Consider the following 20,475-nt stretch of genomic DNA (forward strand, 5'->3'; position numbering starts at 1 on the left):
GAATCACGTGCCAGCCATCGGGAGTCCCTGGACGGGGGACCAATTGACGATCGACAACCCGCGCGAGGACGACGTCACCCAGCTGGCGCTACGGGTCGAAAAGGCCCGCGGCCGGCTGGCGTACCAATACGATCCCGCGCTGACCGACGCGCTGTCGGAGAACGAGCTCGTCGCCGAGCGCGATCTCGCCGAGCGCATTCGCGAGCAGGAGCGCGCGCAGCGCTGGAAGTACGCCGAAGCCACGGCGGCTGCGGCGGATCGTGCCCGCCAGACCTCCGAAGAGATTGAGAAGGCCGACATTCGCGACTTGCTGCTCGCCCGCAAGGCGATCGCCGCGCAGCGGCGGGAATCGAGCCCCCACGCCAAACTGGCGTCGCTGTACAAGCATCGGGCGTGGAGCCAGCGGGCGCTCGCCGGTGTCGTCGCGGCCGGCATGCTCTGGTCCGCGGTCAACGTGCAGCACAATATCGCGCCCGGCGGCCCCTCCGATCCGCTCTACTGGTTCAGCTACCTGCTCGAAGGCATGATCAGCGTCTGCCTCGTGATCATCATGATCGGCACCAACAAGGTCGCCGAGTGGGGTGTGATCGACAGCCGTCGTCAGGTCGTGGTGGCCGAGATGGCGCTGCTGAGCCTGACCGTCATCCTCAACACCTACCCGTATCTGAAGAACGGCAGCTGGTACGACGTGGCGGTGCACGCCATCGCGCCGGTGATGATCGGTGTGGCGCTGCTGATCCACAATGCCGCTGCCTCCCGGTACGGCTTGGCCATCGTGCGCGCCACCGACCAGATCCGGGACCTGCCCGACCCGGGTGAGCAGATCCGCCGCTCCATGCCGACGGTCGTGGCCTGGCCCACCCGCCCGACGCCGCCGTCGGCCGGGGGCACCGCCACCGCCACCGGACCCGCCGCGCTGACCGCGGGGCCCGCCGAGGCCGAGAAAACCGTTGACGCAGAAGCACAAGTGGTCGAACCTCGGCCCACCGCCAAGGCCGAAAGCCAGGCGGAACCCGCGAAGTCCGCGGACAAGGAGCGTCGCTCGGCGACGGGCAAAAGTCGCAAGTCCGACGAGGACGAACGGTCTCCGCTCGCCGATCTGACCGATCCCGTCCCTCCGCTGAATGTCTATGACACCGGCCAGTTCCGGATCGCCGAGACCCTCGAGCAGGAACTCGCCGAACTGCAGGCCGCCCGCCGTCGCGCCCGCGCCGCGTCGCGGCCGCGCAATGGCACCGCTGTCGACGACTGAGACCCGAACGACCCGCTCGTGACCTGACGAACGACATCGACCCCGGTACCGCTGGTGCGGCACCGGGGTCAATTCGTCTGCGGATCAGGTGGATCGGATTATCGGACCCGGCCGATCGGGTCAGTGCCCGCCCGGCCGGGCCGGGTCGACCGGCACCACGACCGCCGAACGCGGCTGGGCGGGAGTGCCCACGTGCTGGAGATACCCGAGCCAGCCGGTGCCCACGAAGACCGCGAGCAGCACTGCGGTGGGCAGTTCGAAGAACAGCCAGCTGGTGGCGCAGAAGATGTCTCTCCAAGGGTGAGCGGGCCGCTGAGCGATGCGGACGGGCGGGCGCTGGTGCCGGAGCGTGCCGTGATTCGAACGGTACTGCCTGCCCTGCCTGCCCACCATGCCTCCGTTGCTGAAGAAGTGCCGAACCAGGATGTCGAGCCCGCGTCGTGCGCACACCGGTGAACGAGCCGTCGCCGCGCGCACTCGCACCAGGCAGTATGCCGAACAGAACGAATATTCGGGTCGTATTGACCGAACATTCCTGTGCGTCGGCCGGATTGCTCCCGACTAACCGGACAATCCCGAAAAATCGCGCAGGACAACGTGATTACGATCGGCACAACTGCCCAGCGCGTGATCCGGGTGCAGACCAAGATATTGGCTGCGCGTGCGGGTGCTCCAGCGCCGCGCCGCCTCGGACCGCGTCTTGTAAAAGTTGATCGTGTAGCCGCCCTCGTAGACGCGGATCAGGGTGTACCCGCCCGGATACTCCTTCACCGCACCCACTTCCAGGAATTCCACGCCGATCCCGGAATCGGGGCGGGTGCGCCGATTCCGATGGGTGTGCCCGCTGTGGTGCAGGAACACCCCGGGCGCGCTCGCGTACAGGGCGTGCAGCGCGGCCGCGTTGGAACGGTCCAGCACGAACCCGGGCCCGCCCGGATTGCTCACGGCCGCATGCCGGGTGACCGGGTGGTGGCCGAAGACCAGTGTCGGCCGGTCGGGTTCGCCCCGCAGCAGTTCGCGCAGGTGGGCCAGCTGGGGCGCGGCGAGGTTGCCTCCCGCGCCGCGGACCCGGGTGGTGTCGAGGCCGAGGAGGCGCAGTCCGCCGGCGTAATACTCGAGCAGGCGGTCGCGCGGGTGGAAGATCGCGCCCCAGTGATCGGGCTCCTCCGGGGGACGAACGTCGTGGTTTCCCCGGCACACGAAGTAGTCCCGGCCCAGCTCGCCCCAGTCGTCGAGCTGGGCGCGGACGCCGAGGGCCTGCGCGGCCGTTCCCGAATCCGTCAGATCGCCCGCGACGATCAGGTGGTCCGCCGCCCGGTCCGGCAGGCGCAGATCCTCCAGCAGCGCGCTGAGCATGAATTCCGGGTATTCCTCGGTGCCGTGGCGCAGGCCCTCGAACAGCCCCGCGAACAGCCCGCTGGCCGGTTCGCCGTAGTGCAGATCGTTGGCGAGGGCGATGGTGCGGATCAGCCGCCCGGGCGGCGGGGTGGCCGTGGTGAAAACACCGGTGGATTCGGGTGTTCCGGAACGCCGTGTCACCAGGGTGCGGGCGGGCACGGCCCGGCGGCCGTCGGAGTACGCCTCGAATCGATAGGCGCGGCCGGGTTCCAGCCCCCGGATCTCCGCGTAGTGGTAGGGAGTCCGGCGCCCCTCGGAGAACCAGGTGCGCGGTTGTCCGCGTCCGTCGGCGGGGGCCAGGCGCACCTCGGTGTCGGCGGGGACCGGCCGCAGCCGCCCGGCTCGGTTGCGGGCTCGGGTGGTCCAGGTCAGGATGGCCGAATCAGCGGTCACCGTCACCAGTTCCAGATCCGAGGCCACCACCGTCTCCTGCGGTGTCCGGGTCCGGTCGGTGAAGATCGGGCGCGGCGTGCGCACCGCGACAGCCGCCGCCCCGCTCGCCGCATTGGCCAGCCACATGGTTCGAAGTCGCGGTTCCAGCATCACATCTCCGTCCGCTGTGCTCCCCCACGGACGAGGGTAGGACGGCCAGTTGAACCGCCAGATGCCCGGATATGACCGAACGGCTTCCGATTCCGGACATTCAGGCCATGCCCCGGCAACGGGACCTCGAGCCTCAGAACGGCTTGGTCGGCAGGTACTTTCCGTCCAGGGTGATGACCGCGCGCTCGCCGCCCTCGGGGTCGGCGACCTTCTTGACGTCCAGGCGGAAGTTGATGGCGGAGATGATGCCGTCACCGAACTGCTCGTGCACCAGGGCCTTCAGCGTGGTGCCGTAGACCTGCAGCATCTCGTAGAAGCGGTAGATGGTCGGGTCGGTGGGGACACCGCCCGGAATCGAGCCGCGCAGCGGGATGGTCTGCAGCAGGCGGGCCGCGTCGGCGTCCAGGTCGAGCAGCTCGGCCACGGCCAGCGCCGACTTCTCCGGCAGCGGGTGCTGGCCCAGGATGGCGGCGGTGGTGAAGGCGGGCGAGAGTCCGGCGGCGTCGGCGATCTGCTGCCAGGTCAGGTCCTTGGCGATCTTGGCGGCGACGGCGGCGTCGGCCAGGGCTTCGCGGGCGGCGGGATCGAACTGTGCGTGCACCATGGGAGGTTTCCTTTCGTAGGGAGGGGAATCAGGCGGCGAGGGTGGAGAATTCGCCGTCGGCATCGAGCGCCTCGACGCGCCCGGAACCGATGTCGTACACCCAGCCGTGCAGGGTGAGGGTGCGGCGGGCCAGGGCCCGGGCCACGGCGGGATGGGTGGCGAGATTGGCCAGCTGCGCCACCACGTTGTGTCGAACCAGCGCGGATACCGCTGCGGCGCCGGTGATCTCGGGATCGACGGCCGCGCGGGCGGCGTCGGCGTGCCACAGCCAGCCCGCCACCGCGGGCAGACCGGACAGGTCCTGCCCCTCGGCGAGCGCGGTCATCGCCCCGCACGCCGAGTGGCCGCACACCACGATGTCGCTGACCCCGAGCACGCCCAGGGCGTACTCGATGCTGGCGACCACGCCGCTGGCCGCGCCGGGGGTGTGCGGCGGGACCAGGTTGCCCGCGTTGCGGATGACGAACAGCTCACCCGCTTCGGCGGAGGTGATGAGTTCGGGCACCACGCGGGCGTCGGAGCAGCCGATGAACAGCGCACCCGGGCGGTGGTCGCCGGCCAGGCGGGCGAACAGCCCCGCCTTGCCGGGGAAGACATCGCGCTGGAACCGTCCGAGACCGTCTGCGAGGTTCGGCATGGGAACTCCTTCCGAGTGCGGCGGCCCCGTTCGGGCCGATGCCATTCACCCTGCCCGAGCAGTGGCTATAGAGTCCAAGACTTGATATCGATCGTCCCCATTGCTGTCATCTATAGTCGTGCTGTGACCCCGGAACTCCGGCATCTGCGCTACCTGCTCGCCGTCGCCGAACACGGCAACTTCACCCGCGCCGCCGAGGACCTGCACCTGTCCCAGCCAACCCTGTCCCAGCAGATTCGTCAGCTCGAACGCCTGGTGGGGGTACCGCTGCTCGACCGCACCGGCCGGTCGGTCCGCCTCACCGACGCGGGCGCGGTGTACGCCGAGCACGCCCGTCGGGCGCTGCGCGAACTGACCGCCGCCGACCGCGCCGTCCAGGACGTCGAGGACCTCGCCCGCGGCACCCTGCGCCTCGCGGTCACCCCGACCTTCACCCCTTACCTGGTCGGTCCCCTCATCGCCGAATTCCGCGCCGTCCACCCCGGCATCACCCTGGAGGTGAGCGAAAACGCCCAGGAGGCCATGGAATCCGCCATCCTCGCCGACGACCTCGACCTCGGCATCGCGTTCCTGGGCACGACCGCACCCGGTGTCGAGGCCACCCCGCTCTTCGAGGAGAACCTGAGCCTGGTGGTCGGCGAGCACAGCACCGCCTGTTCCCCCTTGCCGATCGCCGACCTCGCCGACGCCGAATTGGCGCTGCTGAGTCGCGATTTCGCCACCCGCGGCCACATCGACGACTACCTGCGCGCCCACGCCGTGACACCGCGCATCGCGGTGCAGGCCAATGCCGTCCAGTCCGTGATCGAGATCGTCCGCCGGACGACACTGGCCACGGTGCTGCCACCCGCCATCGCCGCGGCCTACCCCGGCCTGCGCGCGATCGATCTCGATCCCCCGATGCCGACGCGCACCGTCGCCCTGCTTCGCCGCGACCACGCCTACCGGACGGCCGCGACGCGCGCGTTCACCCAGCTGACCACCACGTGGGTCCGCGACCGGCTGCCACCGCCGCGAATTCCGCGGCAGCAGAACGAAACCCAGCCCTGAGGGAAGCCTCGCTCAGCGCTGACTGGCGTCGGGCAGGCGGGCCGGGCAGGGGCCGTCGGGGACGGTGGCGAGTTCGAAGTGCCACCACTCGTTGTCGTACATGCGGCACAGACCCCAGTGGGAGCCGTTGGCCTCCAGCCATTGCGCGCCCTCGATGGGGCCCACATCGATGGCCTGGCCGGTGACATGGGTGGATTCGCCGGGCGGCAGCACCCAGCGGCGAGCCGCCTCCGGGCTGCCGTAGGACTGTAAACCGTCCTCCCAGAGGGCTTCCTGCTCGCCGGGCGTGCGGTAGCCGGAGGTGATCCAGAGGGTGACACCGGCGACGTCGGCATGGCTCGCGGCGGCGGCGAAGGCGGCGGCCAGCCGGGGGTCCAGGCCCTCGGTGCCCGCGGCGACGGCCTTGGCGGACGGGATGCGGTCGTCGACCTGGCCCGGAAGCTGCTCGGCGGCAGCGCGGGTCGCGGTCACCGCGGTGACCGAGCCGCCGACCAGTCCCGCGCCGGCGAGCACGGCCAGGGCCGCCGCCCGGCGGGTTCCAGCGGGCCGCCGCCGCTCGACCAGGTCAGGACCGGCCACTCGCATTCACACGCCTCCAGATTCGATGTTCAGCCTCGGGTATACCCGAACCGGCCATCCGGCCCGACCGGTTCGCGAATTTTCCTACGCGTCAGTCGATTCCGCGATTCAGCGTTGACTCGCGTCGGGCAGCCGCGCGGGGCAGCCGAAGCCGGGCACGGTCGCCAGTTCGAAGTGCCACCACTCGTTGTCGTACATCCGGCACAGTCCCCACCGGTTCCCGTTGGCTTCCAGCCACGCCGCGCCCTCGCGCGGCCCGACATCGATGGCCTGCCCGCTCACGTGCGTGGACTCGTTCGGCGGCAGCACCCACCGCCGTGCGGCCTCGGGACTGCCGTAGGTCCGAATTCCGTCCTCCCACAACGCTTCCTGCTCGGCGGGCGTCCGGTATCCCGACACGATCCACAACGGCACGCCTTGCGCCTGTGCCTCGCCCAAGGCCATCCGGTAGGCGAACGCCAGCAGCGGATCGAGACCGTCGGTCTCCGCCGCTACCGGAGCGATCGTTCCCGCGGACGATGCGACAACGCCCGCCGGAGCGGTCATGTCGTCCGGGGCGGCGTGGGCGACCGCCGGAGTCAGCGCCGCCACCGTCAGCGCGGCCGCGCAACCGAGGAGGGTGGCCCCGCGCCGGAAGGATCGGGGCCCGGCGGCGGCGGGTGCGGTGGACGTGCGCCCGGTGGTATTCCACCGGAGCGCGAGGTTGTCCGAATACCGCATCCGCCTGCCTCCTGCTGGTTAGACGCGCTCCTTGGAGCGCTCGCGCACGCGCAGCGCGATCGGCTTCGAGGTCTCGGCGAAGAAGTCGTTGCCCTTGTCGTCGACGACGATGAAGGCGGGGAAGTCCTCGACCTCGATCTTCCACACGGCTTCCATGCCGAGCTCAGGGTATTCGAGGACCTCGACGGACTTGATGCAGTCCAGTGCCAGTCGCGCGGCGGGGCCGCCGATGGAGCCGAGGTAGAAGCCGCCGTGCTCCTTGCACGCCTTGGTGACCTGCGCGGAGCGGTTGCCCTTGGCCAGCATGACGTGCGAGCCGCCCGCGGCCTGGAACTGGTCGACGTAGGAGTCCATGCGGCCCGCGGTGGTGGGGCCGAAGGAACCCGACGCGTAACCGTCGGGGGTCTTCGCCGGACCGGCGTAGTAGACGGCCATGTCGCGCATGTACTGCGGCATGGGCTCGCCCGCGTCCAGGCGCTCCTTGATCTTGGCGTGCGCGATGTCGCGGGCCACGACCAGCGGGCCGGTCAGCGACAGGCGGGTCTTGACCGGGTACTTGGAGAGCTCGTCGCGGATCTCCGACATCGGCCGGTTCAGGTCGATCTTGACGACGTCGCCGCCGAGGATGGCGTCGGTCTGCTCCGGAAGGTACTGCGCCGGTTCACGTTCCAGCTGCTCCAGGAACACGCCCTCGGGGGTGATCTTGGCCAGCGCCTGACGGTCCGCCGAGCAGGACACGGCGATGGCGACCGGGCAGGAGGCGCCGTGGCGGGGCAGGCGGATGACACGCACGTCGTGGCAGAAGTACTTGCCGCCGAACTGCGCGCCGATGCCGAAGGACTGGGTCAGCTTGAAGACCTGCTCCTCGAGCTCGAGATCACGGAAGCCGTGCGCGGCCATCGAGCCCTCGGTCGGCATGTTGTCCAGGTAGTGCGCCGAGGCGTACTTGGCCGTCTTCAGCGCGAATTCGGCCGAGGTGCCGCCGATCACGACCGCCAGGTGGTACGGCGGGCAGGCCGCGGTGCCCAGCGAGCGGATCTTCTCGTCCAGGAACTCCAGCATGCGGTCGGGGTTCAGGATCGCCTTGGTCTCCTGGTACAGGAACGACTTGTTGGCCGAGCCGCCACCCTTGGCCATGTACAGGAACTTGTACGACGGCTGCGCGGGATCGCCCTGGTTGGAGTACAACTCGATCTGCGCGGGCAGGTTGTTGCCGGTGTTCTTCTCGTCCCACATATTGATGGGCGCGAGCTGCGAATAGCGCAGGTTCAGCTTGGTGTAGGCGTCGAACACGCCGCGCGAAATCCATTCCGCGTCATCGACTCCGGTGAGCACGCCCTCGGACTTCTTGCCCATCACGATGGCGGTGCCGGTGTCCTGGCACATGGGCAGGATCCCGCCCGCGGAGATATTGACGTTCTTCAGCAGATCCAGGGCCACGAACCGGTCGTTGCCGCTGGACTCCGGATCGTCGATGATCTTGCGCAGCTGCGCGAGGTGCGCGGGCCGCAGGTAGTGGCTGATGTCGTGCATCGCCTCCGCGGTCAGCATCCGCAGCACCTCGGGCTCGACCTGCAGGAAGGTGCGCCCGTTCGCCTCGAACGTGCTCACGCCCTCGGTGGTGAGCAGCCGGTACGGCGTGTCGTCCTTGCCGATGGGCAGCAGATCCGAGTACAGGAAATCAGGCGCGGTCACGAATCGGACTCCTCGAGCAGGGCTGGGGCTGGTCAGCCGACGGTTCAAGCACAGTGACTCTATCCAGCGCCCGCCGCGGCCCCGCCGACAGGTACGGGTTGCGGACCCCGCACGGTACAGGTTGCACCTTCAACCGAGCGGGTGTTACCTGTCCATGATGTGCTTGTCGGTGGCGGGGAGGTTGGCATGGTGGCGGAACCCGGGAGTGGAACAGTGGCGCAGACCCGTTGGCTCGATGATGTCGAGATGCGCGCGTGGCTCGGATTCGTGTTCACCCGTGATCTGATCGCCGCCGCGGTCGGGCGCGATTCCCTGCGTGAATCCAATCTGACCTATGTGGAGTACACCGTGCTGGCCCGGCTGGCCGATGCTCCGGATCATCGGCGGTCCTTCGCCGAGCTGGCGGCGGTGCTGGAGTGGTCGCAGAGCCGGTTGTCGCATCAGATCACGCGGATGGAGAAGCGCGGGCTGGTGGCGCGGGAGTCGATACCCGACGACGCGCGCCGCACCGCGGCGGTGCTCACCGACAAGGGCGTGCACGTGCTCGATTCGGCCGCGCCTGCGCATGTGGACAGTGTTCGCCGCCACATGGTGGATGTGCTCGATCGTGGCCAGCTGGCCGCGCTGGCCGACATCTACGACACCCTGCTGGCCCATCATCGCGGCACCGAACCCTCACTCGGCCGGGCCGAGACCCGTGCGCAGCACACCTGACACGAAATCGCCTGCCCGCCTCGGTTTGGTTTGGCACCCATCGGGTAGTGGGTAAGACTAGGCTCGGCACCGGCTTCCCATGTGGGTCGGCACCGAGCACACGGCTGGCTACGGTCGTGGAAGTGAGCACCCGACCTGGCCTTAGCGAAAGGGGCAGGAGTTTCCATGTCCGACGTGTCCATCGGTCTCTCGGCGGATTCGCTGCCCGCGAATTCCGTCGACAATCTGCTCCCGCAGCTCGTCGAGCACTTGCGGCAGAACCGCACCGAACTGCGCGAGGAGTGGGCCCGTCGCATCACCGATGCCCAGCTGCTCACCGCCATGACCCCCGAGGAGATCTTCTCGGAAGCGACCTCGGTCTACGACAACTACGTCGAGGTGCTCGAGACCGGTAGCGTCGAGGCGCTGCAGGCCTACGCGCGCGACCTGTCCGAACGCATCATCCCCCGAGGCGTCGAGACCGACGAGGTCGTCGGCATCGTGCTCCTGCTGCGAGACGTGCTGGCGCGCAGCCTCTTCGAGAAGTACCAGTCCGACTTCGAGCTGCTCAAGCTGGTTCTCGACGCGTACGAACCGGCCGCGAACCGGATCGCCAACACCGTGGCCGTGTCCTTCGTGCAGGAGCGCGAGCGCGTCATCCGCCAGCAGCAGGAAGCGATTCGCGAGCTGTCCACCCCGGTGCTCCAGGTGCGTGAGCAGCTGCTCATCCTCCCCATCATCGGTGTGCTGGACTCGCAGCGCGCCCGTCAGCTCACCGAGCAGCTGCTGCGCGCCATTCGCGCCAACCGCGCCAAGGTCGTCGTCATCGACATCACCGGTGTGCCCGCGATCGACTCCACGGTGGCCAACCACCTGGTGCAGACCGTGGACGCGTCGGGCCTGATGGGCGCCAATGTCATCATTACCGGCCTGTCGTCGGAGATCGCGCTTACCCTGGTCACCATCGGCCTGGATCTGTCGAAGATGAACGCCGTCGGTGACCTCCAGGGTGGCATCGAGGAAGCGGAGCGGCTGCTCGGCTACGAGGTGTCGCGCGTCACCGATCGCGACGGAAGGTAACCCGGGCGGGGCTCATGCCGGTACCCATTCTGAAGCAGGGCACCTATCTCATCGCGTCGGTGCAGTCAGCGCTCACCGACGCCGATACCGAACGCCTGCAAGACGATCTGATGACCTACGTCAGCAGATATCGCGCCCAGGGCATCATCGTCGATGTCACCGCAATCGACGTAATGGACTCCTTTGCCGCCAGATCGCTGCGTACCATCGCCCACATGACCAAGCTGCGGGGCGCGGAAACGGTCATCGTGGGTCTACAACCCGAAGTCGCTTTCGCCATGGTGCAATTGGGACTCACCTTCGAGGGTATGCATACGGCGCTGGACCTCGAGGAGGGCCTGTCGTGGCTGAACAAGAAGATCCATAGTCGCAGCCAAAAAGATGGTCGTGATCGTGGCCGCTGACGACGTGGTGATCGCGGTGACCGTGTCCAACGACATCGTGACCGCACGGCAAGCGGGGCTGGAGTTGGCTGCCAAACTCGGCTTCTCGCTTTCTGACCGCACCATGATCGCTACGGCCATTTCCGAAGTGGCACGCAATATCACGAGTTACGCGGGCACCGGCGAGATCCGGCTGGGCGTGCAGGATCGTGACGGCCGGCGCTCGATGGTGGTGCAGGCCAAGGACAACGGGCCGGGCATTCCAGACATCCCACGGGCCATGGAGGACGGGTACTCCACGGGACGCGGTCTGGGCCTGGGTCTTCCGGGCTCGCGGCGGCTGATGGACGGCATGGTCATCAATTCCGAGCCCGGCCAGGGCACCCTCGTCGAAATGTGGAAGTGGGTCCCCAGCGGTGCGTGAGGACGGCAACATCGGCGCGGTCGAATGGGCCGTCGCCGGACGCGCCCTACCCGGGCAACGGGTTTCGGGCGACCGCTCGGTGGTGCTCGACGCGGGCGGCGGTTCCGTGCTTTTCGCCGTGCTGGACGGTCTGGGTCATGGCGCGGCCGCGGCGGACGCCTCCGATCGCGCCGCGCAGGTGCTCGCCGAGAACCGCGCCGAGCCCCTGGACGTGCTGATGCTGCTGTGTCACCGGGCCATGAGCGACACCCGTGGCGCGGCGGTCTCGCTGGCGCTGTTCGATTCTCGCGAGCGGGTGCACTGGCTCGGGGTCGGCAATGTCGAATCCCGCATCGTGGCGGCGGCTCCCGGCAAGCCCGCGATCCGGGCGACGGTCCTGCTCTCGGGCGGCATCGTCGGTTATCTGCTGCCGCCGAACCTGCAACCGCAGACGGTGCCGGTGCGGCCAGGCGATCTGCTGCTGATGTCGACCGACGGCATCACCTCGAGCTTCGCCGACGCCGTCGACCTGTCCAAGCCGACCTCGGAGATCACCGCCGAGATCCTGGCCCGCCACGCCAAGGACACCGACGACGCACTGGTGCTGGCGGCCCGCCACCGCGGGCAATCCCATTCCTCCCAACCCATTCCGAGTGTGAAGCCATGAGGCCGTAGTGAGCGCGGTACTGGCCGCTTTCCGCGAGGCGTACGCCGCCGCGCTGCGACTGCACCTGCGCGCCCCCGATCAGAACACCCTGGCCGAAGGCTACGAGCTCGGCCGCCGCGCACTGGTGGAGGGGGTGAGCATCCTCGATCTCACCGAGCACCACTACCGGCTGCTCGAACAGGAGGGGCTGGGTCCGGCGCCGGACGGCACCGATCGCGGTGAGGCCGCCCTGGAGTTCCTGCTCCAGACCATGGCGGCGCTCGACGTGGCCACCCGCGGCTTCCTCGACGGCACCCGCCGCTACGAGCAACAGCGTTCGCGCGCAGACGATCTCGCGGGCCGCGACGCCTTCCGGACCGCGCTGGTGGAGTCGCTGCAGGACGGGTTCTTCGTCGTCGACGCCGAAGGCACGCTGATCGAGGTCAATTCGGCGTTCGGCGCGCTCACCGGCTACGGCCCCGACGGCATCCCGTATCCGCTCCCCCATCCCTGGACCGTCCCCGAGTCACCGCGCTACCCGGACCTGGGCACCGAGGCCGCCCGGTTCGTGATGCCCATCCGGCATCGGGACGGGCGGCAGCTGTGGCTGGCGGTGTCGACGTCCTCGCTGGTGAAACCCGAGAACGGCGAACGGGTTTTCGTCGGCACACTGCGTGACGTCACCGCCGAGCACGATGCCCAGGCCCGCGATCAGGCGGTGTCGCGGCTGGCCACGGCGGTCGGCGCGGCCACCAGCGTGGTCGAGGTGCTCACTGTCGGACTGGAGGAGCTACGCCGCGCGGTCGGCGCGGAGGCCGCGGTGGTCTCGGTGTGGCCCAATCACCACACCGGCCCGGAACTGTATGTGTCCGAGGACAATCAGTACACCGCCGCGGGCCTGGCCCCGCACATCACCCAGCCCATCCGGCGGCCCGGCAGCGGCGACGCGGATCTGATCGGCGGCGCCGAGTCGCGCCGTGTGCTCGATGCCCGCGCCCGCGCCCTGCTCGACCGCGCCCGATTGCAGCCCGGCCGCAGCATGTTCGCGATCCCGGAGGGTGTGTCCAGTTCCGAGGGCATCGTCGCGCCGCTGGGCGAGAGCGGCGATTCGGCGCTGTGGCTGCGCTTCTCCGCGCCGCGAGTGATCACGTCCGGCGACTGGGCGCTGTTCTCGCTGCTGATCGGGCATCTGAGCCTGGCGGTGCAGCGGGCCCGCAACTTCGACCAGGCCCGTTCCACCTCGCTGACCCTGCAACGCGCCATGCTCGGCCCGATCGAACTGCCGCCGCGGTTCTCGGTGCACTACGAGCCCGCGCTGCCGCCGCTGGAGATCGGCGGCGACTGGTACGACGTGGTGCGCCTGGAGGACGGCGCGATCGGCGTGGTGGTCGGCGACTGTGTCGGGCGTGGCCTGTCGGCGGCGGTGGTGATGGGCCAATTGCGCACGGCCGCACGAGCCCTGCTCCTGCGCGGCGCGGGCCCGGCGCAGCTGCTGGCCGAACTCGACACCGTGGCCGCCCGGATTCCCGGGGCCATGTGCACGACGGTGTGCGCGGCCATCCTGGATCCGGTGCGCGGGCTGGTGCGCTACTCCAATGCCGGGCACATGCCCCCGGTGCTGGCCGAGCCCGGCAAACAGGGCCGGCTGCTGGAGGGCGGACGCGCGTTCCCGTTGGCCACCTTCGACATTCCGCGCCGCCCGGAAGCCACCACCGCCATGGCGCCCGGCGCGACACTGGTGCTGTTCACCGACGGCCTGGTGGAGCAGCGCGGTGTCGACATCGACGACCGTTTCGTGGAACTGGCCGACGAATTGTCGCGCGTGGCAGTGCAATTGCCGCGCGAGGTGGCCGATTCGGTGCTGTCGCGGCTGCGCCCCACGGGCGGCTACGACGACGACGTCGCCATGGTGGTGTACCGGCAGCCGCCCAAGCCACTGCGCCTGGACGTGCCCGCCGACGCCCGGGAGTTGTCGCAACTGCGGCGCGCGCTGCGCACCTGGCTGACCGCCGCGGCCGTCCCGCACGATCTGGCCGTGGATCTGGTGTCCGCGGCGAATGAGGCGTGCAGCAACAGCATCGAGCACGCGTATCTGGGCGGCGAGCCCGGCCGGGTGCGGCTGAGCGCCGACTGCGGCGTGGACACCCTCACCATCGAGGTGTCCGACACCGGCGTCTGGCGGCCGCTGCCCGCGGATCCGGGCAACCGCGGGCGCGGGATCGCCATGATGCGGGCGCTCACCGATCAGCTCGATATCGACCATTCCGGGCCGGGCACCCTGGTTCGGATGTCGGTGAGACTCGTGGCCGCGTCCTTCTCCGCGGCCGGGAGAATGTGAATCAGGGCCTGCCGTCACGGCTTCGGCAGGCGGCCCACCTGCGAGCCAGTGCCGATGTGGCAAACGATGCAGCACGAACGGACGGATCATGGCAGATTTGAACAACGTGACCACTAATTCCGCAGACGGCCACCCCTTCGCCGAAACGATGACCACCTCGGTCACCCGCACCGACGAGGCCACCGTCCTCACCGTGACCGGCGAAGTCGACCTGGCGACCGCCTCCGCACTGGAGAGTGCCCTCGACGCCGCCCTGGCCGCCGAGCCCGCCGCCCTCGTGATCGATCTGACCGCCGTCAGCTTCCTCGCCTCGGCGGGGATGGCGGCCCTGGTCAGCGTGCACAAGCGGGCGGGCGGCACGCGCCTGGTCGTGGTGGCCGACGGGCCCGCCACCGGCCGGCAGCTGAAGATGACCAGCCTGGACCAGGTGTTCTCGCTGCACTCCACCCTCGACGACGCGCTGGGTTCGCTGCGCTGAGCCGGTGCGCCCGGCGTGTGTGGCGCGGGCGCGTCCCTCCTCCGAATCCCCCGAAACGACGAAGCCGAGTCCGGATCACCCGGACTCGGCTTCGTCGTTCACGCCGAGCGGTCAGAGGAGCTCGCGCAGCTGCTCGACGAGCTTCACGCGCTCGGCGGGGGTGCCCGCCATCGGCACCACATTGAGGACGGTGACGCCGGCCTCGCGGAACGCGGCGACCCGCTCCTTCACGAACCCGGCCGAGCCGATCAGGTTGATGTCGCGGACCAGATCGTCCGGCACCACCTTGGCGGCCTCGTCTTTGCGGCCCGCCAGGTACAGCTCCTGGATGCGGTCGGCCTCGGCGCCGTAGCCGTACTTGGTGGCGAGCGCGTGGTAGAAGTTCTTGCCCTTGGCGCCCATGCCGCCGATGTAGAGGGCCAGGTGCGGCTTGATGCCGTCGCGCCAGCCGTCCACATTGTCGCCGATGGCCAGGGCCGGACCGGCGTAGATGTCGAGGTCGCCCAGGGCCGGATCACGCTTGGCCAGACCGGCTTTCACCGAGTCGCCCCAGACCGCGTCGGCCTTCTCCGGCAGGAAGAAGATCGGCTGCCAGCCCTCGGCCATTTCCGCGGCCAGCTCGACGTTCTTCGGGCCGAGCGCGGCCAGCAGCACCGGAATATTGTCGCGCACAGGGTGATTGATCAGCTTGAGCGGCTTGCCCAGGCCGGTGCCCTCGCTCTCGGGCAGCGGGATGTTGTAGTACTTGCCGTTGTATTCCAGGCGCTCGCGCTTCCACACCTTGCGGCAGATCTCGAGCACCTCGCGGGTGCGGCCGATCGGCGCGTCGTAGGGCAGGCCGTGGAAGCCCTCGATCACCTGCGGGCCCGAGGCGCCCAGGCCGAGGATGTAGCGGCCGTCGGAGACGTAGTCCAGGCCGGCCGCGGTCATGGCGGTCAGCGTGGGGGTGCGGGTGTAGAGCTGCAGGATGCCGGAGGCCAGCTGCACCCGCTCGGTCTTCGCGGCCAGGTAGCCCAGCGCGCTCACCGCGTCGAACGAATACGCCTCGGGCACGAACACGATGTCCAGGCCCGCCCGTTCGAGGTCGGCGACCTCGGCGGCGATCTCCTTGAAGCCGTCGGTGTAATTGATCGACAGTCCGATACGCATGACCCGGACAATACCCAACTATTTGCATACCGACAGTGGGCGGGTCGCACTATTGGCAATCCGACAGCGGGCGGGTTGCCGAAAGCTGTCCGCCGACCGGTAGCGTGGGCGGCGAAATCACCCGAATTCCGGGTATTGCCAGCAGGACTGCCAAGGGAGGCCACCCCGCATGACTCAGGACACCACCACGTTCGGTGACTCGACACTGCGGGGGTACCTGGACCAGCTGGCCGCCAAGGTGCCCGCGCCCGGCGGCGGTGCGGTCGCGGCGCTGCACGCGGCACAGGGCGCGGCCCTGGTGGCCATGGTGGCGCGCTACACCACCCGCGCCAAGGACGCCGACAATCGCCCGGTCATCGACCGGATCATCGCCGCGGCCGACACCGCCCGCGAGCGCTCGCTGGCACTGGCCGACGCCGACGCCGCCGCCTTCACCGCGGTCGGCGCCGCCTACAAGCTCCCCAAGGAGTCCGAGGCCGAGCAGGCCGCCCGCGGCGAGGCGATCACCGCCGCGTTGCTGCAGGCCGCCCGGGTGCCCGCCGCCGTGGTCGCCGAGGCCGACGAGATCGTCTCCCTCGCAACCGAACTGCTGCCCATCGGCAACCCGAACGTGGTGACCGACATCGGCGCGGCGGCCGACTGCGCGCGCTCGGCGGCCGGCAGCTCGCAGCTGAACATCGCGATCAATGTGACCTCGCTCGAGGCGGGCGCGGGCGCGGAGTTCGCTCCGGTGTTGAAGCAGATCGAGGAGGTCATCGCGCGCGCCGATGCGCTACATAACGACGTTGTGGCGGCCATCACACGCTGAGCGCACAGATCCGCTCGTCGCGGTGCCCCGTTCCGGATCCGGAGCGGGGCACCGTTTCGTATCGCCACCTGCATTGTCGCCGGTCAGCGCCACTACCCCGAGGGGCGAAAAAGACAAAATACCCACGCCGGTACAATTGTCACGAACCGGAAACGTTTCCGGATGGTAGTCAAGATCAAGTCATACGCTGAGGAACCAGCCCCACACCCTCTCGAAGGGACGGAAGAATGCGGAAAGCGATTCGCTCTCTGTTCGTCGCAAGCCTTGTCGCCGCGGCGGCCGCGTTCGGTTCCGGAGCCGCCGGCGCGGCACTCCCGGCATCCAATCTCCCAGCGGTCCAGGCGATCTCGCCGGGCCCCGGCCAGGTGGTCGGTATCGCAGCTCCCGTGACCGTCCAGTTCGCGGAAGCCGTCACCGATCGCGCCAAGGCCGAACGCTCGGTCGACGTGAAGGCCGAGAACTCCCTCGCGGGACAGTTCTCCTGGCTCGACGACCGGCAACTGGTGTGGACCCCCACGCACTATCTACCCGTGTCCTCGCCGATCACGGTCTCGGCGGGACGTGACCACATCAAGTTCCAGACCAATGGCGGCACCACGGCCGACGCGGACATGTCGAACCACACCTTCACGGTCTGGGTCGACGGCGTCGCCCGCACGATGCCCGCGTCCATGGGCAAGCCGGGCCGCGAGACCCCGGTCGGCACCTTCCCGGTGATGTCGCGTGAGCGCTCGGTCACCTTCGACTCGCGGACCATCGGCATCCCTCTCAACGATCCCGAGGGCTACCTGATCACCGGTGAGTTCGCCGAACGGCTGACCTCCGGCGGCGTGTACATCCACTCCGCCCCCTGGTCGGTGGACTCGCAGGGCAACTCGAACGTCAGCCACGGCTGCATCAACCTCGCCCCCGCCGACGCCGAGTGGTACTACGACAACGTCTCCATCGGCGACCCCGTCACCACCCACTGGTGAGGCACCACCCCTAGATACGAGATCAGGGAGCTCTCAGCGCGGAAATCCGTCCGATTTCCCGCGATGAGAGCTCCCTGATCGTCGTTCGTCAGCGGCCGGATTCGGCGGCCTGGACCACGTGGCGCATGAGCAGCGCGGTGGTGACCGGGCCGACGCCGCCCGGGACCGGACTCAGGGCCGCGGCCTTGCCGGTGACCGAGTCGGCGTTCACGTCGCCGGTGATATTGCCGTTGTCGTCCTCGTTGGTGCCGACGTCGATGACGACCGCGCCCTCGCGAACGTGGTCGGCGGTGATGAGGCCCGCGCGGCCGACCGCGGCGACCACGACATCCGCGGCCGAGGTGACCGCGGGCAGGTCGGTGGTGCGGGAGTGCGCGATGGTGACGGTCGCGTTCTCGGCCAGCAGCAGCTGCAGCAGCGGCTTGCCGACCACGTTCGAGCGGCCGACGACCGCGACGTGACGGCCTTCCAGGGGCACCCGGTGGAACTTGGCCAGTTCCACGACCGCCTCGGAGGTGGCGGGCGGGAACCCGGCCGCTCCGCCTCTCCGCGCTTGCCCCGCGGCGAGCAGGCCCAGCGACAGCGGGCTCACGCCGTCGACGTCCTTGCCCGCGGCGATGGCGGAGCTGACGTCGTCGAGGCCGACGCCCTTGGGCAGCGGGGTCTGCAGCATGATCGCGTCGACCGAGGCGTCCTGGGAAAGCTCGGTGAGCTTGGCGCGGATCTCCTCGGCGGTGGCGTCGACACCGAGATCGATGTTCTCGCAGGTGATTCCATTGCGCTCGGCGGCGCGATTGAGCGACTTCACATACCAGGCGCTGGCCGGGTCGTCGTTCGGGATCACGAGCGCCAGGCGCGGTGCGGCGCCCTGCTCGGCGAGGGCGGCGGCGCGCTGCTTGGTGTCGGCGTTGATGGCGGCGGCGAGTTCCTTGCCGATGAGCGAAGTCGTATCCACGGGTGCACAGCTTATCCGGCGCGGGGGCTGTCCCGTCCGCGTGAGTCCGTATCGCTCATACCCGTGTTCCTGATTGTTTGCCGCACGCCGTCCGGATTGGTTTGTCCCGCGCGTCCGGATTACGCGCCGCGCGCCGCGCGCGTTCCCGACGCCACGCCGGACCAGACTTGCGAAACCAAACGGGCAAATCCCCAACAACAGCTTTGGACAGTCGTATCGTGTCTCCATCCGACACTGGGCCACCAACCAGTTAATTGCATGGCTCCGCCCGCAAGGCATGCGTGACACCCTCCGAAAGGTCGACAGCAGTGCAGATCGCCAGACGTTTTCCCACCCTGCTCGCGGTTGCGGCCGCGACCATCGCCATCCTCGGCACCGGCACCGCGCACGCGGATCCCGCGGCGCTGTTCAACTCCGCGCAGGACAACTTCACCAGCGGCAACGAGGCGGCCGGCCTGGCCGACCTGCGCCAATTGCTCAGTGAATCACCGGATGACGCGCAGGCGCTGGCCCTGCAGGCGATCTGGTCGGACTACGCCGGCGACATCATCACCCGTGAGCTGGCGATGAACCGCCTCAATGGCGTCGACGGGCGACTCGCCGACGGCACCCGGAACCTGTTCCGCGCCATCGGCGCCGCCGTCGGCACCTTGCCCAACCCGATCCCGGCCATCGCGGGCCCGCAGACGGGCATCGCGGTGCTCGGCTACGGCCTGCTCCCCAATGGGGCCATGCGCCCCGAACTGATGAACCGCTTGCAGGCCGCGTGGTTGCAGGCCATCGCCTCCCCCTTCTCCCCCATCCTGGTGACCGGCGGCAATCCGCAGAACGGCGTCACCGAGGCGGCGGCCATGGAGGGCTGGCTGATCGGCCACGGCATTCCCGCCAACCGCATCCTCACCGACCATCGCGCCGGATCCACCGTCCAGAACGCGCTGTTCGGCGTGCAGATGCTGCGCGACGCGGGCGCGACCAGCGCCATCGTGGTCACCTCCCCCAACCACATCCGCCGCGCGGTGGCCGACTTCATCGTCGCGGGCATGCCGGTCGTCGGAGCCACCACCTCCCTCGAGCAGCTCGTCTCCCAGCTGCCCCCGCCCGCGCGCAGCGGCCAGCGCGGCATCTACCTCGACACCACCCGGACCCTGCGCATCCCCACCGAACGCTGACCTCCCCGTCCGGACCCGCTCGCGCACCGCGCGGATCCGGACGTGCACAATGACGCGGTGACAGCTGCGGACACCGACATCCTGGTCGCACGCCTGCGTGCGGCCGGTTGTGTCTTCGCCGAGGACGAGGCCGCCCTCCTGCTCGGCGCGGCCGGCGACGCCGACCACCTGGAAGCGCTTGTCGCCCAACGCATCGCCGGATTCCCTCTCGAACACCTGCTCGGCTGGGCCGAATTCCGCGGGCTTCGCGTAGCCGTCGCCCCGGGCGTCTTCGTCCCTCGCCAACGCACCGGCTTCCTGGTCGAACAGGCCGTCACTCTCGCCCGCGCCCTCGGCCGCTCTGTTGTGGCGCTCGATATGTGCTGCGGCTGCGGCGCTTTGGGTTTGGCATTCACGAAAGAGCTGACGCGGCACGGGATCCGGGTCGAGCTGACAGCCACCGACATCGAGCCCGCCGCCATCGTCTGCGCACGCGAGAACCTCGCCCCGGTGGCCGCCCACGTCGTCGAAGGCGACCTGTTCGACGCGGTGCCAGCGAATCTGCTTGGCCGCGTGGACGTCATACTGGCCAACACCCCCTACGTCCCCTCCGACCACATTCGCGACATGCCCCCGGAGGCCCGCGATCACGAGCCCCGCCGCGCCCTCGACGGAGGCGCGGACGGCCTGGACGTACTACGCCGTATCGCCGCCGTCGCGGCCGACTGGCTCGCTCCCGGCGGGCATCTGCTCGTCGAGGAAAGCGAGGAGCAGGCGCCGGTCGCCGCGGAGATCATGCGCGCCCACCACCTCGCGGCCCGCATCGTCGAATGCGAGGACATGGGCGCGACCGTGGTAATCGGCACGCGGCCACCGAATTTCGCAACCGATCTCCGATAGCCGAGCGGCACGCAACTGCGCGCCGACTGGAGCGGGAGCGGC

General features: G+C 69.3%; 22 protein-coding genes. 13 read left to right on the forward strand and 9 right to left on the reverse strand.

Annotated features, from left to right (window positions below; all coding sequences use genetic code 11):
• The first annotated feature begins 43 nt into the window (after positions 1–43).
• Positions 44–1,252, forward strand: coding sequence for a hypothetical protein (locus tag ACFYTS_RS13145; protein WP_357284112.1), 1,209 nt, complete (start codon positions 44–46; stop codon positions 1,250–1,252).
• Between the two features lie 120 nt (positions 1,253–1,372).
• Here ACFYTS_RS13145 and ACFYTS_RS13150 read toward each other — a convergent pair whose 3' ends face one another.
• From ACFYTS_RS13150 to ACFYTS_RS13165, 4 genes are all read right to left on the reverse strand, one after another.
• A complete protein-coding gene (locus tag ACFYTS_RS13150; protein ID WP_357284115.1) occupies positions 1,373–1,645 on the reverse strand; it encodes a hypothetical protein in 273 nt (90 codons plus the stop codon).
• A gap of 168 nt (positions 1,646–1,813) precedes the next feature.
• A complete protein-coding gene (locus ACFYTS_RS13155; protein ID WP_387303722.1) occupies positions 1,814–3,193 on the reverse strand; it encodes a metallophosphoesterase in 1,380 nt (459 codons plus the stop codon).
• A 133-nt stretch (positions 3,194–3,326) separates the two neighbouring features.
• Positions 3,327–3,797 carry a cyanase gene (cynS, locus tag ACFYTS_RS13160; protein ID WP_387303725.1) on the reverse strand — a complete coding sequence of 157 codons (471 nt, stop codon included), beginning with the start codon at positions 3,795–3,797 and terminating at the stop codon, positions 3,327–3,329.
• A 28-nt stretch (positions 3,798–3,825) separates the two neighbouring features.
• Positions 3,826–4,434 carry a carbonic anhydrase gene (locus tag ACFYTS_RS13165; protein ID WP_387303728.1) on the reverse strand — a complete coding sequence of 203 codons (609 nt, stop codon included), beginning with the start codon at positions 4,432–4,434 and terminating at the stop codon, positions 3,826–3,828.
• Between the two features lie 123 nt (positions 4,435–4,557).
• On the opposite strand from ACFYTS_RS13165, the gene cynR reads away from it, so the two are divergent.
• A complete protein-coding gene (gene cynR, locus ACFYTS_RS13170; protein ID WP_387303730.1) occupies positions 4,558–5,484 on the forward strand; it encodes a transcriptional regulator CynR in 927 nt (308 codons plus the stop codon).
• 12 nt (positions 5,485–5,496) lie between these two features.
• On the opposite strand, the gene ACFYTS_RS13175 is transcribed toward cynR, so the two are convergent.
• The 3 genes from ACFYTS_RS13175 to ACFYTS_RS13185 all read right to left on the reverse strand — a co-directional run bounded on the left by ACFYTS_RS13175 (position 5,497) and on the right by ACFYTS_RS13185 (position 8,478).
• Positions 5,497–6,063 carry a M15 family metallopeptidase gene (locus tag ACFYTS_RS13175; protein ID WP_387303732.1) on the reverse strand — a complete coding sequence of 189 codons (567 nt, stop codon included), beginning with the start codon at positions 6,061–6,063 and terminating at the stop codon, positions 5,497–5,499.
• Between the two features lie 108 nt (positions 6,064–6,171).
• Positions 6,172–6,609 (reverse strand): M15 family metallopeptidase, encoded by a 438-nt coding sequence (locus ACFYTS_RS13180; protein WP_387303836.1) that lies wholly within the window; start codon positions 6,607–6,609, stop codon positions 6,172–6,174.
• 192 nt (positions 6,610–6,801) lie between these two features.
• Positions 6,802–8,478: a fumarate hydratase gene (locus tag ACFYTS_RS13185; RefSeq protein ID WP_357085283.1), complete on the reverse strand. Its 1,677-nt coding sequence runs from the start codon at positions 8,476–8,478 to the stop codon at positions 6,802–6,804.
• A gap of 213 nt (positions 8,479–8,691) precedes the next feature.
• Between ACFYTS_RS13185 and ACFYTS_RS13190 the strand changes: the two genes are divergently transcribed.
• The 7 genes from ACFYTS_RS13190 (at position 8,692) to ACFYTS_RS13220 (ending at position 14,499) form a co-directional block, all read left to right on the forward strand.
• Positions 8,692–9,192, forward strand: a complete 501-nt coding sequence (locus ACFYTS_RS13190) for a MarR family transcriptional regulator (RefSeq protein WP_357284124.1) — start codon at positions 8,692–8,694, stop codon at positions 9,190–9,192.
• A 165-nt stretch (positions 9,193–9,357) separates the two neighbouring features.
• Positions 9,358–10,251: an STAS domain-containing protein gene (locus ACFYTS_RS13195; protein WP_357284127.1), complete on the forward strand. Its 894-nt coding sequence runs from the start codon at positions 9,358–9,360 to the stop codon at positions 10,249–10,251.
• A gap of 14 nt (positions 10,252–10,265) precedes the next feature.
• Entirely contained in the window at positions 10,266–10,655 is a 390-nt protein-coding gene (locus ACFYTS_RS13200; RefSeq protein ID WP_033085409.1) for an STAS domain-containing protein, read from the forward strand.
• Entirely contained in the window at positions 10,633–11,058 is a 426-nt protein-coding gene (locus ACFYTS_RS13205; protein WP_379107213.1) for an anti-sigma regulatory factor, read from the forward strand. The genes ACFYTS_RS13200 and ACFYTS_RS13205 overlap by 23 nt, the downstream gene beginning before the upstream one ends.
• On the forward strand, positions 11,051–11,704 hold the full coding sequence (locus tag ACFYTS_RS13210) for a SpoIIE family protein phosphatase (RefSeq protein WP_357284133.1): 654 nt from the start codon (positions 11,051–11,053) through the stop codon (positions 11,702–11,704). Before ACFYTS_RS13205 ends, ACFYTS_RS13210 begins: the two co-directional genes overlap by 8 nt.
• A gap of 7 nt (positions 11,705–11,711) precedes the next feature.
• The gene (locus ACFYTS_RS13215) at positions 11,712–14,021 is read left to right on the forward strand and encodes a SpoIIE family protein phosphatase (RefSeq protein ID WP_387303736.1); all 2,310 of its coding nucleotides are present in this window, start codon (positions 11,712–11,714) and stop codon (positions 14,019–14,021) included.
• 148 nt (positions 14,022–14,169) lie between these two features.
• The gene (locus ACFYTS_RS13220; RefSeq protein WP_357284217.1) at positions 14,170–14,499 is read left to right on the forward strand and encodes an STAS domain-containing protein; all 330 of its coding nucleotides are present in this window, start codon (positions 14,170–14,172) and stop codon (positions 14,497–14,499) included.
• 111 nt (positions 14,500–14,610) lie between these two features.
• Here ACFYTS_RS13220 and ACFYTS_RS13225 read toward each other — a convergent pair whose 3' ends face one another.
• Positions 14,611–15,648: an LLM class F420-dependent oxidoreductase gene (locus ACFYTS_RS13225; RefSeq protein WP_387303738.1), complete on the reverse strand. Its 1,038-nt coding sequence runs from the start codon at positions 15,646–15,648 to the stop codon at positions 14,611–14,613.
• Positions 15,649–15,817: 169 nt separating this feature from the next.
• On the opposite strand from ACFYTS_RS13225, the gene ACFYTS_RS13230 reads away from it, so the two are divergent.
• Positions 15,818–16,456 carry a cyclodeaminase/cyclohydrolase family protein gene (locus tag ACFYTS_RS13230; protein ID WP_357284143.1) on the forward strand — a complete coding sequence of 213 codons (639 nt, stop codon included), beginning with the start codon at positions 15,818–15,820 and terminating at the stop codon, positions 16,454–16,456.
• A 227-nt stretch (positions 16,457–16,683) separates the two neighbouring features.
• A complete protein-coding gene (locus ACFYTS_RS13235) occupies positions 16,684–17,430 on the forward strand; it encodes a L,D-transpeptidase family protein (RefSeq protein ID WP_387303740.1) in 747 nt (248 codons plus the stop codon).
• Between the two features lie 88 nt (positions 17,431–17,518).
• Here ACFYTS_RS13235 and ACFYTS_RS13240 read toward each other — a convergent pair whose 3' ends face one another.
• Positions 17,519–18,385, reverse strand: a complete 867-nt coding sequence (locus tag ACFYTS_RS13240; protein ID WP_357284148.1) for a bifunctional 5,10-methylenetetrahydrofolate dehydrogenase/5,10-methenyltetrahydrofolate cyclohydrolase — start codon at positions 18,383–18,385, stop codon at positions 17,519–17,521.
• Between the two features lie 308 nt (positions 18,386–18,693).
• On the opposite strand from ACFYTS_RS13240, the gene ACFYTS_RS13245 reads away from it, so the two are divergent.
• The gene (locus tag ACFYTS_RS13245; protein ID WP_387303742.1) at positions 18,694–19,554 is read left to right on the forward strand and encodes a YdcF family protein; all 861 of its coding nucleotides are present in this window, start codon (positions 18,694–18,696) and stop codon (positions 19,552–19,554) included.
• Between the two features lie 57 nt (positions 19,555–19,611).
• Complete coding sequence (locus tag ACFYTS_RS13250; RefSeq protein WP_387303744.1) at positions 19,612–20,433, forward strand: putative protein N(5)-glutamine methyltransferase; 822 nt, start codon at positions 19,612–19,614, stop codon at positions 20,431–20,433.
• Positions 20,434–20,475: the final 42 nt, after the last annotated feature.

Origin of the sequence: Nocardia sp. NPDC004151 (assembly GCF_042874235.1) — a bacterium.
GTDB lineage: Bacteria > Actinomycetota > Actinomycetes > Mycobacteriales > Mycobacteriaceae > Nocardia.

Coding starts and splice junctions, on each gene's coding strand:
- ACFYTS_RS13150 (WP_357284115.1), bottom strand. CDS start 1,645: ATGGTGGGCAGGCAGGGCAGGCAGTACCGTTCGAATCACGGCACGCTC.
- ACFYTS_RS13155 (WP_387303722.1), bottom strand. CDS start 3,193: ATGCTGGAACCGCGACTTCGAACCATGTGGCTGGCCAATGCGGCGAGC.
- cynS (WP_387303725.1), bottom strand. CDS start 3,797: ATGGTGCACGCACAGTTCGATCCCGCCGCCCGCGAAGCCCTGGCCGAC.
- ACFYTS_RS13165 (WP_387303728.1), bottom strand. CDS start 4,434: ATGCCGAACCTCGCAGACGGTCTCGGACGGTTCCAGCGCGATGTCTTC.
- ACFYTS_RS13180 (WP_387303836.1), bottom strand. CDS start 6,609: ATGACCGCTCCGGCGGGCGTTGTCGCATCGTCCGCGGGAACGATCGCT.
- ACFYTS_RS13195 (WP_357284127.1), top strand. CDS start 9,358: ATGTCCGACGTGTCCATCGGTCTCTCGGCGGATTCGCTGCCCGCGAAT.
- ACFYTS_RS13200 (WP_033085409.1), top strand. CDS start 10,266: ATGCCGGTACCCATTCTGAAGCAGGGCACCTATCTCATCGCGTCGGTG.
- ACFYTS_RS13205 (WP_379107213.1), top strand. CDS start 10,633: ATGGTCGTGATCGTGGCCGCTGACGACGTGGTGATCGCGGTGACCGTG.
- ACFYTS_RS13220 (WP_357284217.1), top strand. CDS start 14,170: ATGACCACCTCGGTCACCCGCACCGACGAGGCCACCGTCCTCACCGTG.
- ACFYTS_RS13225 (WP_387303738.1), bottom strand. CDS start 15,648: ATGCGTATCGGACTGTCGATCAATTACACCGACGGCTTCAAGGAGATC.
- ACFYTS_RS13230 (WP_357284143.1), top strand. CDS start 15,818: ATGACTCAGGACACCACCACGTTCGGTGACTCGACACTGCGGGGGTAC.
- ACFYTS_RS13235 (WP_387303740.1), top strand. CDS start 16,684: ATGCGGAAAGCGATTCGCTCTCTGTTCGTCGCAAGCCTTGTCGCCGCG.